Genomic DNA, 16,405 nt, shown 5'->3' on the forward strand with positions numbered 1-16,405 from the left:
TGCATTGGCTCTTTTTGATTGCCGCTGCGATGAAACACGTCTGTCTCGAAATCTACGGGGGTTGCCTTGAGCAGCATTCCCTCAAGGGTCGCCTATTACTGGGGACAGAAAGCCAAGTGGATGCCTATGGGGTGTATCCTGTAGAGTTTCCAGCAATGCCTCACCTTCCGCACCGCTATCGGCAGTGGCGTGACGCCTATCACGGCTATGCGAAGAATACTCGTCTGGGGGCTAGCGGTAACCAGATTACGAACATTGGTACTCAGCAACCCACCCTCCTTAAAGAGGTACGGCAAAACTACACTGACCTTGTGACCACCCTTGGCACGTGGTTGCACAATACGCGCATCTGTTATCTCTGCGAGGAACAGATCAATGAGCAAACTTCACTTTCCAAGGAGCAGACTTCATTTTTTGGCCTAGGCAACTTTATCTTGCCGCCGCCGATGAACGAGATTCACCGCATTTCTGTGCAGACAGATTTTGTTGAACTGTGGCACTATCCATGGCACGATTGGACACCGATTCGCCAACACAGCAATCTGGATGTGGTGTTTTCACCAATGGTGTATCAGTCCCTGAAGTCTTCGACAGCGCACCATGAGGGAGTACGGATTCTGGCAATTTTTGGCGCGAATGGCGACCTTGATCTCAAGGGGGATCTTGAGGCTCTCAGGGCGTTACCCAATGTCGAACTCCACTGCCTGCGATCGCCCCAATTAAGTGAACTCTATTCCCTGTGGTGTCAGCCTTGGGACATTCTCTTTTTTGCTGGGCATAGTCAGGGTAATGGCATTATTATCAACAATGAAGAGGAACCATTAGAGATTCGCGAACTTTATCGCACGCTTGAACGTGCAGTGGCGCAGGGGCTAAAACTGGCAATCTTTAATTCCTGCAACAGTATTCCCCTAGGACAGTTTTTGATTCAATTGGGCTTGCCCCACGCGATCGTGATGCGCGAAGCGGTTCCGAATATTGCCGCTGAGTTGTTTTTGAAGTACTTTTTACAGAACTTTCACGGCGGTGCAGATCTCTATGCCGCTGTAGCTCAAGCGCGATCGCAATTACGCGAACTGAGTCGCTGCGATGATCATCTGCCGGGCACATCAGCGCTTCCCTTAATTTGCCGCCATCCCCAAGCCCGCTGCCTACACTGGCACCATTTACGCCGATCAGAAGCCCCTGCTGTTACAGTTGGTGTGTCTGGGGGCGATCGCCCCTCGTCAAAAGCTTCTGAATTCCCCAACTTCCTCTACTGGTGTCGCTGGCAATTGGAACTGGCACAACTGAGACCCCAAGCGCTGCAAGATGATCCGGGTCGCTGGGTAACGGTCATGCCCAAGGGGGTGAATTACCAAACGCCGCAGCAAAACTACCAACACGCCCTTGCCAATATGAGCCACTGGGCCTGTGGTGTCCAACAAACCACTGGCGGCTTTCCCCAGCAACCGGAGCTGGCCTTTTTCTTTCCTGCCCTAGAGGCTGAGGCTCGGCAACTTCTAGCGCGGATCTCTAGCCAACAGCTGCTGCCTTACTTGGAATCCTTGGTGGTGGAGCAGCGGGGTCTCCCCCGTGTCCGTGCCGCTTTTTTAATTGCGCAGCAATATCCCAATGTCAGCCACCTCAGTACAGCGTTTCAAGTTTTAGAGGATACCTTACGCCAAGACACCAAGCCCCAAGTGCGCGAAGAACTATTAGCGGAGTGTCAGCAATTTCTCAAGGAGCTAGATGCCAAGCTTGTCAGGAGCGTTTGGGACAGCACCACGGGAGAGCGCCTACAGCAGTTTTTACAGCGGCTGCTCCATTATCCCCAACAGTCTAACCGCCTGAAACTGGCGATCGCCTCTGTTCTGATTACGGCAAAAGGCCGTTGGGCGGTTGAAGCTAGCAATGTTGCCCTAGAAATTTTTCGTAACTCCTCATACCTAGAGGATGTGATCCTTGCCAGTCGCTGTTTACACCAAGCGGGGGTGCAGCAGTGGGAGGTTGTTGGCCGACTAGAGCGCTATTTGGGCTTGGCCACGGTGCAGTCCCACCAGATTGCCCTTGCCGGCGCCCTTGGCCTTGTTAGTCCGAATCATCCCCAAGCCATTGACACCCTTGAGTTAATCATTGAGCAGCAGGCCTACGATCTGGAAACATTGATGGCGGCGGTGCGTGCCCTTCACCGCATTTCCCCTGAGCATCCCCTTGTGTTGGCGACCCTGCGATCGCTCTTGGTCAAGGCACAGGAAACCCAAGATATTCTCGGCTTTTACTATGGGCTAGCAGCTCTCGATGACTTGCAGCAGCCCCTAACCCCCTACATCTCAACTACAGTCATCCCATGGGTTTGCCAGAAAATTGCGGTTTTTAAGGCGCAAGAAGAACCTTACCTGATGGCTCCCTATACCGTGCTGTGGTACTGTAGCCGCCATATTCCCTACCAAGAATTTGCAAATTTTTGGCAATAGTTAACTTCCCCGCAGGGGCGTGAGATCGAGCGCTTTCTGAGGATCAACCGTAGCGACTAAAGAAAAAATGGGGTCGTCGCAATGACTGACCCCGCCTGCCGATTCCTCAGAGAGGAGAACACTAAGACTTAGCCTAAGTCAGATGAGAAAAAATGTCAACAAGCTCGAAGAAAAAATTTGCCCAAGATGCCGCACACTCCCTTGCCCCCTCTCCCTCAGATTCCAAGCCATGGGCTTTCGCCCTAACCTCTGAGAAAAGTTACCACTGCTTAGGGGGGTGCTCAAGGTTGAAGAGTTGCTCAGCCCTCAACACCAATTGCGGGAGTAGCGTTGATCGAATTAGGGATTGTCCTGATGCATCAGTCTGGTTCCCGTGATGTTCGCAGGCCAGTGCGCACGCCAATGCCACCGGGGAAAATTTCGAAGGGTAAATGATTCGCCTTAATTTCGTTTTCAAGTGTGGTGAATAAAAATCAAATAATTGCGATATTAGGAGAGCAATTTCAGTTGCTGAATCACAGGTTCGGGCGATCGCGCAGCGCGCCCTTCAGGCGATCGCGGCATCTCTGGAGTGTCTTGACCCTCTTCTTCAGAGTGGTCATCAAGGGTTTGGAGTGCCGCTAGCAGATCTTGGTGCAGCGGTTCAAGGTCAGGGTGATGATCCAGATAGAGTTGCAGAGCATGGCTGGGGTCAAGGCACTGTTCGAGGGCAACTTCTGGCAGGCGGGCAATGGGCTGGCTATTCACCAGTTGAGGCAGAAGGCTGACGCTGTGGGCACTTTCAAGCGCTTTTTGCAGTTCATGGAGGTTGATCAGGGGAATTTGATCGGGGCGCAGTTGATACATGACCCGCACCACAGCCCCGCTGATCTCCCCGCGGGCGATCGCCCCCAAGAGGGCGGCTTGGGGATCCAGTTCCACCTCGGTTAAGTCCACACGAATGGTGCGGAAGGGGCGGGTGGGTAGGGGACAAAACTGAAATTCTGTTTTGCCCTTAGCAAGGTTCACTAAGACATAGCCCTTTTCTTCCCCCTCTTCACCAAAATCCACCCGCTCAATGCTGCCGGGATAGACCACGGGTGGATCGTGACACAGGACTTGATGGCGATGCACATGGCCAAGGGCAACGTAGTCAAAGCAGGGGCGCGCCAAAAAACTCAGGGGAATCGTAAAACCTTTGCCGGCACTCAAATAGCGTTCAGAGCCGTACTGGGCGGTGTCCACCATGGCATGGGCAAGTAAGACAGTGGGCAAGGCCGGATCAAGTTGGCGAATTTCCCCCTCAAGGGCAAGGCGCAGCCGCTCTAGGAGCAGTTGATGCACATCCGCAAGGGAAAGGCCACTGGTTTCTGGCCGAGTGAGGAGCGTAGATCGCGTTAACCAAGGGAGGGTAATGACTTGAACACTACCCCGGCGAGTCTCAATGCGATGGGTAGCCAAGCGATCGCCCACGATAAAACCGGGCACCCCAAGGGTGCGATAAAGACTGAGGCTGGCGCCCCCCTGTCCTTGGGCGTGCTGATCGTGGTTGCCCACCAGCAAAACCGTAGGAATGCGGGCATCGGCCAAGCGGCGAAATTGGCTGGCAAAGGCTTCATGGACGAGAGGGGGTGGCGTGGCATCGGGAAAGGCATCACCGCCAAAGAGCACCAGATCAACGGGTTCACTGAGGGCACGGTCAATACAGGTGGCCAGAGCAGCAATAAAATCCTCAAGGCGCGTATTCAAGCCGGTGGCCGGGTTAATGTGGCCATGACTGAGGCCACTGCCTAGGTGAATATCGGACACATGGAGAATTTTCATAGCGATCAGGTGATGACCGTGGGGCGATCGCGCCCCGTTAAGCCTTTGATATTCGCCACTTCATTGGCCAGTTGAATTAAATCGGCGAGTGCCACTTGGGCATCGAGGTGCTGCTGGGCAGGATTGGGTTCAAAGCGCTCCAAATAGACCCGTAGTGTTGCCCCTTGGGTTCCCGTTCCCGATAGGCGATAGACAATGCGACTGCCATCCTCAAAAATCAGCCGCATCCCTTGATTTTGGCTGACGCTGTGATCCACTGGATCGGTGTAGCTAAAGTTATCGGCAGTGGCCACGGTGTAGGCACCCAAGGTCTGACCCACGAAGCTGGGCAGTTTTTGCTCCAGTTGGCTCATCAGGGTGTGGGCGCGATCGCTCTCAATGCCTTCGTAGTCATGACGCGAGTAGTAGTTGCGGCCATAGGTCTGCCAGTGGGCTTTGACAATCTCGGCCACGGAGGTTTGGCGGACGGCCAAGATATTCAACCAAAAAAGCACAGCCCAGAGGCCATCTTTCTCGCGCACGTGGTTGGAGCCAGTACCAAAACTTTCCTCACCGCAGAGAGTGGCTTTACCGGCATCGAGGAGGTTGCCAAAGAACTTCCAGCCCGTGGGGGTTTCATAACAGTCAATACCCAGCTTGGCCGCAACGCGATCGGCCGCTTGACTCGTGGGCATGGAACGGGCAATCCCCGCTAATCCGTCTTTGTAGCCGGGCACCAGTTGGGCATTGGCGGCCAGAATGGCTAGGCTATCACTGGGGGTAACAAAACAGTGTGCCCCCAAAATCATGTTGCGATCGCCATCGCCATCGGAGGCCGCACCAAAATCAGGAGCCTGCTCGCCAAAGAGTTGCTGCACCAAGTCATGGGCATAGACCAAATTGGGGTCGGGATGACCACCACCAAAGTCCGGTAGCGGCACACCATTTTGCACCGTGCCTTGGGGTGCCCCTAGGCGTTTTTCAATGATCCGATGGGCATAAGGTCCCGTAACCGCGTGCATGGCATCAAAGACAAGGCGCAGCTTCCCATTGCGAATGACCTCAGCAATACGATCAAAGTCAAAAAGAGTCTCCAGCAATGTTTGATAATCGGCGACGGGGTCAATGACTTCAACAATCATTTCACCCAAGGGAAACTCCCCAAGGGTGTGCAGATTCACATCGGGGGCTGTGTAGATTTTGTAGCTGGTGAGGGCAAGGCTCCGCTCATAGATCGCGTTGGTAACTTTCTCTGGCGCAGGCCCGCCATTGGCAATATTGAACTTAACGCCAAAATCTCCCTGTGGCCCTGCGGGGTTGTGACTGGCTGAGAGAATAATGCCACCGATCGCCCCATACTTGCGGATCACACAGGAGGCTGCCGGCGTTGAGAGAATGCCATTTTGCCCCACCTTGACCCGTGCAAAGCCATTGGCTGCAGCCATTTTGAGGATGACTTGGATCGCCTCAGCATTGAAGTAACGGCCATCACCCCCTAGGACAAGGGTTTGCCCCTGCGGTGCCTCAATGGTGTCAAAAATCGCTTGGATAAAGTTTTCCAGATAATGGGGCTGCTGGAAAACAGGTACCGCCTTACGCAACCCAGAGGTGCCGGGTTTTTGATCCTTGAAGGGAGTGGTGGCAACAACTTGAATACCCATTAGGAGGCTCCACAAGGGGACTGTCACTATAAGGGCAGCTTAGTCGGCTCCAGAATCGTGGTCAAGACCTTTCCATATAGTATGCGATAGTATGCCTTTGCCCTAATTGATTTTCTGAGAGACTTGTCATCGCACCTAGACGCTTGCTAGAATCATGAAGCACTTTCAAGCCGGGATAGCTCAGTTGGTAGAGCAGAGGACTGAAAATCCTCGTGTCGCCAGTTCAATTCTGGCTCCTGGCATCGCCGACAAGATGCGCCTCGTTTCGCTCCTACCGAGTGCCACAGAAATTGTTGCTGCCCTAGAATTGACACCGTTTCTTGTGGGGCGTAGCCATGAATGTGACTATCCGCCAGAGGTGAAGACATTGCCTGTTTGTACACGGGCAAGGTTAGATGCACAGCAGTCAAGTTTAGCAATTGATCGGGCGGTTCAAGACCTCCTGCGATCGGCTCTGGGCATTTATGACTTGGAACTGGCGACCCTGCAAGCGCTAAAACCGACCCACATCATTACCCAAGATCAATGCGATGTTTGTGCTGTAACCTTTGCAGAGGTGCAGGGGGCAATCGCCAGACTCTTTGAGCCACCACCGCAGTTAATTTCCCTCCAACCCCATTGCCTTGAGGATGTCTGGCAGGATATTCGGCGGGTGGGTCTTGCCCTCGGTGTCTCTCCCGACCCCCTACTGAATTCGCTACACACCAGAATTCATGCCTGTCAAGCATGGGTGAGCGATCGCCCGCGGCGGCAAGTCGCGACCATTGAATGGATTGACCCCCTCATGGCCAGTGGCAATTGGGTACCGGAATTGATTGCCCTCGCGGGGGGTGAAAATGTCCTCGGTACAGCAGGAAAACATTCCCCCTACATTGAGTGGTCAACACTTCTGGCGATCGACCCGGAGGTGATCATTGTCATGCCCTGTGGCTTTGACCTCGAACGCAGCCGTCAAGAACTTGACCAAGCCTTGCACACTTATCCCCAGTGGCAGCAATTGCGTGCCCTGCAAACAGGTCAACTGTACATTGTTGATGGCAACGCCTATTTCAACCGCCCCGGCCCCCGCTTAGTGGATTCCCTTGAAATTCTTGTCGAGATTCTCCACCCACCCCAAGAACCAAAATTTCAAGGCATGGGTTGGCAACCCTACAGCCCTTTTCCCAAGGATGGCACACGCTCACAGCTGTGAAAGCCAGTGCCGGCAAGGATTTGATTTCCTATCCCCTATTTCAGCAAAGGGCAGCTGTACGCGCCATCAATCGCAGGAGGATGGCACCAACGGTAAATCTGAAGAAAAGATAAAAATTACCCGTTGCAGATTTGGCTATTTCGCCTAAGATGAGGGAAACTCAACTGATCTCATTGATCCCCTGCCGTTGTCCCAAATACATAAATAGGCAAGCTTCCTATGGCAATTGGTTATTTAGCGCTGGTTTTGCATGCTCACCTCCCCTTTGTCCGCCACCCCGAGAGTGACTACGTTTTAGAAGAAGAGTGGCTCTTTGAGGCAATTACCGAAACTTATGTGCCCCTGATCTGGATGTTTGAGGGGCTAAAGCGTGACGGCGTGGACTTCAAAATCACCATGAGTATGACGCCGCCATTAATTTCAATGCTGCGGGATCCGCTACTTCAGGAACGCTACGATCAGCACTTGGCAAAACTAGAGGAACTGGCAGAACTAGAGGTAGAGCGCAATACCTACAATGGCCACATCCGCTACCTTGCCGAGCACTATGCCCAAGAATTCAACCGCGTACGGCAGACATGGGAAAACTACGATCGCGACCTCGTCAAGGCCTTTAAGCAGTTTCAAGACACCAATAACCTTGAAATCATTACCTGTGGTGCCACCCACGGCTACCTGCCCCTCATGAAAATGTATCCCCAAGCGGTGTGGGCACAACTGCAAGTGGCCTGTGAGCACTATGAACAAACCTTTGGCCGCCCGCCCAAGGGCATTTGGCTGCCAGAATGCGCCTATTACGAAGGCCTAGAGCGAATGCTGGCCGATGCGGGTTTGCGCTATTTCATTACTGATGGCCATGGTATTCTCTATGCCCGTCCGCGGCCTCGCTTTGGCACCTATGCGCCTATTTTCACCGAAACTGGGGTGGCTGCCTTTGGCCGTGATCATGAATCCTCCCAGCAGGTGTGGTCGTCAGAGGTGGGCTATCCGGGGGCGCCTGAATACCGTGAGTTCTACAAGGACTTGGGGTGGGAAGCGGAGTACGAATACATCAAGCCCTACATCATGCCCAATGGCCAACGCAAAAATACGGGGATTAAGTACCACAAAATTACCGGGCGCGGTCTTGGTTTAGGGGACAAGCAACTCTACGACCCCTATTGGGCACGGGAAAAGGCGGCTGAGCACGCTGCCAATTTCATGTTTAACCGCGAAAATCAAATTCGCTACTTGCACCACCTAATGCAGCGTCCGCCAATTGTGGTCTCTCCCTACGATGCTGAACTCTATGGCCACTGGTGGTATGAAGGGCCTTGGTTCCTTGACTTTCTCTTCCGCAAGGTCTGGTTTGACCAAGACACCTTTGCCATGACCCACTTGGCAGACTATCTGCGCGCCCATCCCACCCAGCAGGTGTGCCGTCCGTCCCAGTCCAGTTGGGGCTACAAGGGCTTCCATGAATACTGGCTGAATGACACCAATGCTTGGATTTACCCCCACCTCCATAAGGCTGCTGAACGGATGATTGAACTGGCCAAGGGGGAGCCGTGGGATGAATTGAGTTGGCGTGCCCTCAACCAAGCGGCACGGGAATTACTCCTTGCCCAATCCTCAGACTGGGCTTTTATTATGCGGACGGGAACGATGGTACCCTATGCGGTTCGCCGCACCCGTAGCCACTTGATGCGCTTCCACAAGCTTTATGATGACATCAAGGCACAAAAAATTGATGCGGGTTGGCTGGAAAAAGTGGAAGCTATTGACAATATCTTTCCCCACATTAACTATCGGGTCTATCGCCCCTTGTAATTGGGGCAGTGTTTAAAGAACGCCAAAGCCTTTGCGTTTCTTTTGCTTCTTGGGCTTTTTGGGAGCCTGAGCACGACCCCCTCGACCCATTGGGTTCATACCCGGCATCCCCATTCCCGGAAAGCCCCCTTGACCCATCTGCTGCATCAGCGATCGCATCCGCTGGAAATCGCTGACCAACTTTGTCACATCGGCCACTTGATAACCAGAACCTTTGGCAACCCGTTCACGGCGACTGGGGGAGCTAGCGAGAAGTTCAGGATTGCGGCGCTCTTCGCGGGTCATGGAGTTAATCATTGCTTCCGCCCGTTTGAGTTGTACTTCGCCCTGCTGGAGTTGCTCCGTTGAAATTTTATTCATGCCGGGGATGAGCTTCATAATTCCCGCAAGGGAACCCATATTTTTTAGGAGGCGCAGTTGCTTGAGGAAGTCATCAAAGTCAAACTGGGCTTCGAGGATTTTGCGGGACATTTTTTCGGCATCGGCCAAGTCCACTTCCTCTTGGGCTTTTTCGACAAGGGTGAGGACATCCCCCATCCCCAAGATGCGAGAGGCCAAGCGATCGGGATAGAAAGGTTGGAGAGCCTCGACTTTTTCACCAACACCAATAAACTTAATTGGCTGTCCTGACACCTGTCGCACTGAAAGAGCTGCACCGCCGCGTGTATCCCCATCCAGTTTGGTGAGAATGGCACCCGTAATCCCCACCTGCTCATGGAAGGCACGGGTGAGGTTGGCTGCCTCTTGTCCCGTCATTGCATCCACCACGAGGAGAGTTTCGTGGGGTTGGACCGCTTCCTTGATGGCCGCTAGTTCTGCCATCATCTCGGCATCAATTTGTAAGCGCCCGGCTGTGTCAATAATCACGGTATCTACACTGAGTTCCTTGGCTTTGGCCACCCCTTGGCGAGCAATTTCCACGGGGCTAACTTCTGTACCCATCTCAAACACGGGCACGTCAATTTGCTTGCCAAGAGTAATCAACTGATCAATCGCAGCGGGACGATAGACATCGGTGGCCACCAAGAGGGTGCTGCGGCGTTCTTTGCGCAGGTGCAGGGCGAGCTTTGCTGTGGCGGTGGTTTTCCCCGTTCCCTGTAAACCGGCCATGAGAATAATCGTGGGGGGTGGCTCCACGTGAGCAAGGGGACTGTGGGATTCCCCCATGACCTCAACAAGGGCATCGTAAACAATTTTGATAAATTGCTGATCGGGACGAACCCCGGCAATGACCTCAGCACCGATCGCCCGCTGACGCACATTTTCAATAAAGTCTTTAGCGACTTGGAGGTTGACATCGGCCTCTAACAGGGCACGGCGCACTTCCCTAAGAGCTTCTTGGATGTTGTTTTCGGTAATTTTGTCTTGACCCCGTAGGGTTTTCCAAGCAGATTCAAGGCGTTCGGCAAGGGCGTCAAACATGGATTACAGCTCAAGGGGCAACAAGAATTTCATTGATCTTAGAGTATCTATCGTAGCAAACCGTCTTCCCCATACCGTCTTGGCTGCCGATTTAAGCAAGGGGCTGCGAGTTGCAATTTGTAGCAAAGTTAGCAGTGGTCGTCAACCGTATCCCCTAGGCTTTCACGGTAAGATAAAAACATTAGGGTTAGAGTCTTTACTTTTATCAGGTTCTATAAAGACGGCCTATTAAAGGCTCTGATCGGCGGGAGGTGTCCAATGCTTGTGATCCTCACCCAAAATCAGATTTTACCGTCACAGTCTGTGTGTCAATCCTGCTTGTTTGCTGATCGCCAAGGCCAACCCCGCTGGCAGGAGGGTCAGCTCCGTTGTGGGGCGCCTCTAGGGAGTACTGCCGAAGCGGGATGTCAACACTTTCGCTGTCAAATGGGGTTTCATTTAGTGGCGGTGTCAGATTTGCCGACTCCTCTCGAGCAAGACCATTGAGGGAAATCGCCACCAAGGAATATCAATGCTGGAATTTGAGAACTACGATCCGGAAGACTTTTACGACGAGTGGTTTCTAGCCAAAGGCCAACCACGATCTTTTATTGAACCGCTGTTACAAGGGGTGCGATCGCTGCCAGCGGGAGAACTGCAACAGCGCCAAAAAACCGCCCAACAGGTGATGTTTAACATTGGCGCCACATTCACGGTCTATGGTGCTGCCGAGGGCACCGAGCGGATCATGCCCTTTGATATTCTGCCGCGGGTCATTCCCGCCCAAGAGTGGCAAGCCCTTGAACGGGGTCTCAAGCAACGGATTGCGGCGCTCAATACATTTATTGCGGATGTCTATGGTGAGCAAAAAATTATTAAGGATGGTGTCATCCCACGGCAACTCATTGAGTCGGCCAAGGGCTATCTGCGTCCCTGCCATGACCTGAAGCCGCCGGGGGGCATTTGGTGCCATATTACGGGTACCGACTTAGTGCGCGATCGCGATGGCACCTTCTATGTCCTAGAAGATAACCTGCGCTGCCCTTCGGGGGTCTCCTATGTGCTGGAAAACCGCCGCGTGATGAAAAGCACGTTTCCCCTTGTCTTCAAAGAACTGCACATTCAACCTGTGGACGAGTACCCCAGCCATCTCCTAGAAACGCTGCTGAACCTTGCGCCCCCCGGCCTACCGGATGCGACCGTGGTGGTACTGACGCCGGGGATGTACAATTCCGCCTATTTTGAGCATTCCTTCCTTGCTCAGCAAATGGGGGTAACGCTTGTGGAAGGGCGGGATCTGGTGGTGGCCGATGGTTACCTACAAATGCGCACAACCAAGGGTCTGAAGCGCGTGGATGTGGTCTATCGCCGCATTGATGATGACTTCATTGATCCAGCGGTATTTCGTCCTGATTCGATGCTGGGGGTCAGGGGTCTGATGGAGGTTTATCGCCAAGGGCGGGTGGCGATCGCCAATGCCCTCGGAACTGGCGTGGCCGATGACAAGGTAATTTATGCCTATGTGCCGCAAATGATTCGCTATTATCTCGGTGAGGAACCCCTACTGCCCAATGTGCCCACCTACCTGTGTTGGGAGCCAGAACAGTTAGATCATGTGCTCAAGAACCTCGATTCCCTCGTGGTGAAATCTGCCAACGAGTCCGGCGGCTATGGCATGCTCATTGGTTGTCAAGCCACGGCTGAGCAGCGGGCAGAATTTGCAGAGCGCATCAAAGCCAATCCCCGCAACTACATTGCCCAGCCCACCCTTTCGCTGTCGCGCGTGCCCACCCTGCTGGGGGATGAAATTGTCGGCTGCCATGTGGACTTACGCCCCTATATCCTGTACGGTAAGGAAATTTATGTCCATCCCGGTGGTCTGACGCGGGTGGCGATGAAGCGTGGCTCATTGGTGGTGAATTCTTCCCAAGGGGGCGGGAGCAAGGATACGTGGGTGCTTAATGATTAGAGCCGTCTTTTGGGGACAGGGGATGCTAGCGGTAAGGCACCACCTATGTTAAACAATTATTAGCTATTAGCCAACGCTGATCGGTGAACTTAGCCTAAACTTGCTGAGGTACTGAAGGAACTTAAGCGCATGAATGAATTTGAGACATCCCCAACCACAGAAACCGCCCATACGGAAAAGCCTATTTTTGAACCAACGCCGGCACCAGCACCCTTAGCGGAAGTAGAGTCTCAGCCAGCACCGCCGAAGGTGGGCGGTCTCACGGATGAACAGTGGCAACAGGCTCGTGAAAAACTCTATTGGCTCCTCACGGTCTTCCCCGATCAGGTTAGTGCATTTCTGGGCGAATACAAGCAGCCCCTGCGCACCCTCCTCATCATTCTCGCCACTGTTCCCTTTGTGGCACTCGCGGTTGCCATTTTGGAAGTAGTGAATGCCATTCCCCTCCTAGGCCCGACCTGTGAACTCGTAGGCTTTGGCTACACTTGTTGGTTTCTCTATCGGTATGTCCTCTTTGAGTCCGGTCGCCGTGAGTTTGGCCAAAAGGTGAACGAGTACAAATCCCGTATCCTTGGCAACGAAGGCGGCAGTTCTTCCTAAGGGGATTCATGCGGCTGCACTACCTCCAGCACGTGCCCTTTGAGACCCCCGCCCACATTGCGCAGTGGGCGATCGCCCGTGGTTTTGATTGGCAAGGCAGTCATCTCTATGCGGGCGAGCCGCTACCCGCATTGACGGAGGTGGATGCGCTGATTGTGATGGGCGGCCCTATGGGGGTACACGATGAGGCTGTTTATCCGTGGCTAGGGGCTGAAAAGGCCTTTTTGCGCCAAGCGATCGCCAACGGGTTACCCATTTTCGGGATTTGTCTTGGTGCTCAGCTCTTGGCACAAGTCCTAGGGGCAGAGGTCACCCCAGCACCCACGAAGGAAATCGGCTGGTTTCCCATTGAACTGACAGCAGCCGCCCAAGCGCATCCTTGGTTTCAGGATTGGCCACCCCAACTGACGGTGCTGCATTGGCATGGGGAGATGTTTAGCCTCCCTCCGGATGCGATGCCCCTCGCCAAAAGTGCCGCCTGTCCGCAGCAAGGATTCTTGTGGGGCGATCGCATTGTTGGTCTTCAGTTTCACTTAGAAGTGACCCCCGCTAGCCTTGGGGAGTTGATTCAGCACTGTCAGCACGAGCTAGTCCCCGGCCCTTACATTCAATCCGCCACAGAGATTCAAGCTCAAGCCGCGCAAACCGCACTCTTGACTCCCTATCTGGAACGTTTACTTGAGCGCTGGATTCAGTCGTGATCATTACCAGTCGGCAGAATCCCTTGGTGCGCTCGATCCGTAGGCTGCACCACCGTAAATATCGCCAAGGGCACTTGCTTTTAGAGGGGACTCATTTGCTCCAAGAGGCACTGGCAGCCGGCTATCGCTTATCGGTGGTTTGCTATACCAGCGCTTGGCAAGCAAAGCAATCGCCAACATTTTGGCAGCAGGTTGTCCATAGGAGCGATCGCGCCGTTGAAGTCAGTGAAGAGGTACTGACTGCCCTCTGTACGACAACCACTCCCGATGGCGTCGTTGCTGTTGCCGACTATACACCCCTTCCTACCTTGCCACTCCAGCGTTTAGGTCTGTGCTTAGTCACGCTTCAGGATCCGGGCAACTTGGGAACGATTATTCGTACCGCTGCCGCCGTAGGTGTTGAGGGGCTATTGTTGACCCCCGATTGTGTGGACATGACCCATCCAAAAGTGTTGCGTGCCAGTGCCGGCCAGTGGTTTCGCCTACCGATGCAAACTGTTAGCGATGGTTTGGCAACTCTCAAAGCCTACCAAGCCCAAGGATGGCAAATAGTCGTCACATTACCAACCGCGCCACTGATCTATTGGCAAGCGGATTTTCGTCAACCGACCTTACTGGTCATGGGAAATGAAGGCCAAGGGTTACCCCCGGCCTACCAAGATCTCACGTTTACGGCACTGCGGATTCCTCAGGAGCCAAATGTTGAATCCCTCAATGTGGCGATCGCCACAGCAGTGCTCTTGTACGAAGTCTATCGCCAACGCTGGCTGAACTAAACCACAAAAAAGTTGAGAACGCCTACCACCAGCACTAGGGCAATCCATAGCCCAGAGCCAAGGAAAATTAACTGCTTTGAGCGATCCCAGTCTTGGGGCGAGGCGTAGGCCACTGGCACAGCCACCACCATCACAAAGGAGAGGACGACAAGGGCAGCAAGAGCCAGTTGAAAGAGAATCGTCATTGTTGCTAACTCCCAAATCTTATCAGCGGCAATGGTAGCGAAGCGGCTACCTCTGAACTAGCATTATCCCCCATTTCTTGACCCTAAACTAGGCTCAGCAGCGAGTTATATCGCAACTATTGCCAGCCCTGAGCCAGCCACGATCGCGGATCAACGCACTCGCCATTAACGTAGAGTCCCCAATGTAAATGGGGTCCTGTGGAGGCACCCGTATTGCCAACCGTACCAATGACTTGTCCTGCCTCAACCATTTGTCCCTCTTGAACGCGGATTTGATCGAGGTGCAGGTAAATCGTCAGCACCCCCTGCCCATGATCAATACCGATCGTGTTGCCATGGATGAGAAATCCTTGGGATTCTCGCCCCACTAAGGCCACTCGCCCCCGCTGCGCCGCTACTACGGGTGATCCCTTGGGGCCTGCATAGTCCAAACCACGATGGAAGTAGTCCTTGGCAAAAACCCCGTTGTAGTACCGCCGCACGCCGTAGGGTGTGGTCACAGGGCCACTGTTGGGGCGGCGAAAGGCACCTTGCCAGAGTCTTTCGGGGGTGACCAGTGCCTTAAAGGCATCCACGCGATCAAATTCCAAATCCGTTCCTGAGGAGTCTTTGCCCGGTGGGAGCCAAATACTTTGCACAGGAAAGGAGCGATCGCCCACCCACAGCAACAGATTGCGGGTTTCATTTCCTGAGCGAACCACCAATGAACGACGGCCGGGGGTCTGTAGTGGTGTTGTGGCCACAAACGCACGCCATTGCTGTGGCCCAATGGAGAAGACCGGCAGGGCTTTGCCCGCCACCTCGACTGTGGGTTGTTCTGCAGCGTTGACCACAATGGCCAGCGTATCTCCCAAAACAGCGCGACCGGGACTGACGGTGACCGTAATTGGAATCGTAACTTGACTACTGGCGGGCAGAATGGTGGTAGTGATAATGGCAGGTACTAGCCACGGGAGAAGGCGATCGCGCATAGCGGCAAGAAACAATGAGCCTCTAGATTGGACACGCAAAAATGCACTGGGGTTCCAAGCAGGAACGAATGAGAAAAAGCCGCCAGTAAATTTACCGACGGCCAGATGATTAAAGCATCGTTGAGCGTAATTTAACGCCGGCGGGGCACCTTGGCCAAGTAGTCAATATCAGCGGCACGCAACTGCTGGGCATAGCGAGTCTTGGGCGCGATCGCTGCTGCCAAATTGCGGTATTTGCGGGGGTCGCCCTCCGGTAGCCGCCGCTCTTGGAACTTGCGATCGTAGAATTTCTCCAGCGTAAACCGCCAATCCGTGGTAGTGGTGCCGACTTTGTCGCGGTATTCAAAGCCATAGCGCGGCGTCACGAGGTTAAAGGGACGTCCCTCCATCCGCTTGCGCTGGTAGGGCACCGTAAAGTCACCAAAGGCATTGGTGTATTCCTCACTGTCGAGGAGGGCATCGACAAAGCCATAGAAGCCAAGAGTGCCGATTTTAATTGACCAAGCAATTTTTTCCTCTTCGTTGTAGGCACTGCGCCCCAAGAACCGCCGCAGGCAAACATCCACCAAACGGTAGTTGTCGTTCACAGCCACCACCGTATTGTAGAAGCGCTCTGATTTGGCCAGACCGCGAATGAAGTCCCGCACCGTAATCACTCGGTTCACTAATTGGGATTCCAAGGTGATTTGACGGTTAAAGGCCAAGGTGGCATGCTCACTAAACACCTGCCGATAGCAGGCCCAAATCACCTCGCGGATTTCCGCGTAGGAGGCCGCATCCTCAAGACGATAGATATAGGGGGTATCTTCGTTTTGATCGGCAGTTCCAAAGCTAGCGACGCGGTGGTTTTGAGTCGTGGGTTTGTAGGTGAGTAGAGGTAAGTCCATGGATCTCTCCCAAGT

General features: G+C 53.7%; 14 protein-coding genes and 1 tRNA gene. 9 read left to right on the top strand and 6 right to left on the bottom strand.

The genetic code is table 11. From position 1 onward, the window contains the following. Positions 1-29 precede the first annotated feature (29 nt). Positions 30-2,456 (top strand): CHAT domain-containing protein, encoded by a 2,427-nt coding sequence (locus tag M0644_RS03390; protein WP_286626587.1) that lies wholly within the window; start codon positions 30-32, stop codon positions 2,454-2,456. Positions 2,457-2,945: 489 nt separating this feature from the next. Here the strand turns inward: M0644_RS03390 and sbcD are convergent, their stop codons facing one another. Further along, positions 2,946-4,259, bottom strand: a complete 1,314-nt coding sequence (gene sbcD, locus M0644_RS03395) for an exonuclease subunit SbcD (protein ID WP_190278194.1) — start codon at positions 4,257-4,259, stop codon at positions 2,946-2,948. A 5-nt stretch (positions 4,260-4,264) separates the two neighbouring features. Beyond that, entirely contained in the window at positions 4,265-5,899 is a 1,635-nt protein-coding gene (locus M0644_RS03400; RefSeq protein WP_286626588.1) for an alpha-D-glucose phosphate-specific phosphoglucomutase, read from the bottom strand. Between the two features lie 169 nt (positions 5,900-6,068). Here M0644_RS03400 and M0644_RS03405 point away from each other — a divergent pair. From M0644_RS03405 to M0644_RS03415, 3 genes are all read left to right on the top strand, one after another. Further along, positions 6,069-6,141 (top strand) — tRNA-Phe (locus M0644_RS03405). 11 nt (positions 6,142-6,152) lie between these two features. Next, positions 6,153-7,091, top strand: coding sequence for a cobalamin-binding protein (locus M0644_RS03410; protein ID WP_286626590.1), 939 nt, complete (start codon positions 6,153-6,155; stop codon positions 7,089-7,091). 219 nt (positions 7,092-7,310) lie between these two features. Continuing rightward, entirely contained in the window at positions 7,311-8,900 is a 1,590-nt protein-coding gene (locus M0644_RS03415; RefSeq protein ID WP_149818172.1) for a glycoside hydrolase family 57 protein, read from the top strand. A gap of 12 nt (positions 8,901-8,912) precedes the next feature. Here M0644_RS03415 and ffh read toward each other — a convergent pair whose 3' ends face one another. After that, positions 8,913-10,322, bottom strand: coding sequence for a signal recognition particle protein (ffh, locus tag M0644_RS03420; protein WP_286626592.1), 1,410 nt, complete (start codon positions 10,320-10,322; stop codon positions 8,913-8,915). 258 nt (positions 10,323-10,580) lie between these two features. Between ffh and M0644_RS03425 the strand changes: the two genes are divergently transcribed. The 5 genes from M0644_RS03425 (at position 10,581) to M0644_RS03445 (ending at position 14,347) form a co-directional block, all read left to right on the top strand. Beyond that, complete coding sequence (locus M0644_RS03425) at positions 10,581-10,808, top strand: hypothetical protein (RefSeq protein WP_024125006.1); 228 nt, start codon at positions 10,581-10,583, stop codon at positions 10,806-10,808. A 25-nt stretch (positions 10,809-10,833) separates the two neighbouring features. After that, positions 10,834-12,270 (top strand): circularly permuted type 2 ATP-grasp protein, encoded by a 1,437-nt coding sequence (locus M0644_RS03430; protein ID WP_149818177.1) that lies wholly within the window; start codon positions 10,834-10,836, stop codon positions 12,268-12,270. A gap of 129 nt (positions 12,271-12,399) precedes the next feature. Then, positions 12,400-12,870, top strand: coding sequence for a CAAD domain-containing protein (locus tag M0644_RS03435; protein WP_286626593.1), 471 nt, complete (start codon positions 12,400-12,402; stop codon positions 12,868-12,870). 8 nt (positions 12,871-12,878) lie between these two features. Next, positions 12,879-13,571, top strand: a complete 693-nt coding sequence (locus tag M0644_RS03440) for a type 1 glutamine amidotransferase (protein WP_286626594.1) — start codon at positions 12,879-12,881, stop codon at positions 13,569-13,571. Next, positions 13,571-14,347 carry an RNA methyltransferase gene (locus M0644_RS03445; protein WP_190278304.1) on the top strand — a complete coding sequence of 259 codons (777 nt, stop codon included), beginning with the start codon at positions 13,571-13,573 and terminating at the stop codon, positions 14,345-14,347. Before M0644_RS03440 ends, M0644_RS03445 begins: the two co-directional genes overlap by 1 nt. Here M0644_RS03445 and psbZ read toward each other — a convergent pair. The 3 genes from psbZ to M0644_RS03460 form a co-directional block, all read right to left on the bottom strand. Then, a complete protein-coding gene (gene psbZ / locus M0644_RS03450) occupies positions 14,344-14,532 on the bottom strand; it encodes a photosystem II reaction center protein PsbZ (protein ID WP_149818185.1) in 189 nt (62 codons plus the stop codon). The two genes, M0644_RS03445 and psbZ, sit on opposite strands and share 4 nt — an antisense overlap. A gap of 116 nt (positions 14,533-14,648) precedes the next feature. Continuing rightward, positions 14,649-15,503: a M23 family metallopeptidase gene (locus tag M0644_RS03455; RefSeq protein ID WP_286626595.1), complete on the bottom strand. Its 855-nt coding sequence runs from the start codon at positions 15,501-15,503 to the stop codon at positions 14,649-14,651. Between the two features lie 131 nt (positions 15,504-15,634). Next, on the bottom strand, positions 15,635-16,390 hold the full coding sequence (locus M0644_RS03460) for a phycobilisome rod-core linker polypeptide (protein WP_149818189.1): 756 nt from the start codon (positions 16,388-16,390) through the stop codon (positions 15,635-15,637). Positions 16,391-16,405 lie beyond the last annotated feature (15 nt).

It is taken from the genome of Thermosynechococcus sp. B1, from assembly GCF_030322985.1.
In the GTDB taxonomy this organism is placed as follows: Bacteria; Cyanobacteriota; Cyanobacteriia; order Thermosynechococcales; family Thermosynechococcaceae; genus Thermosynechococcus.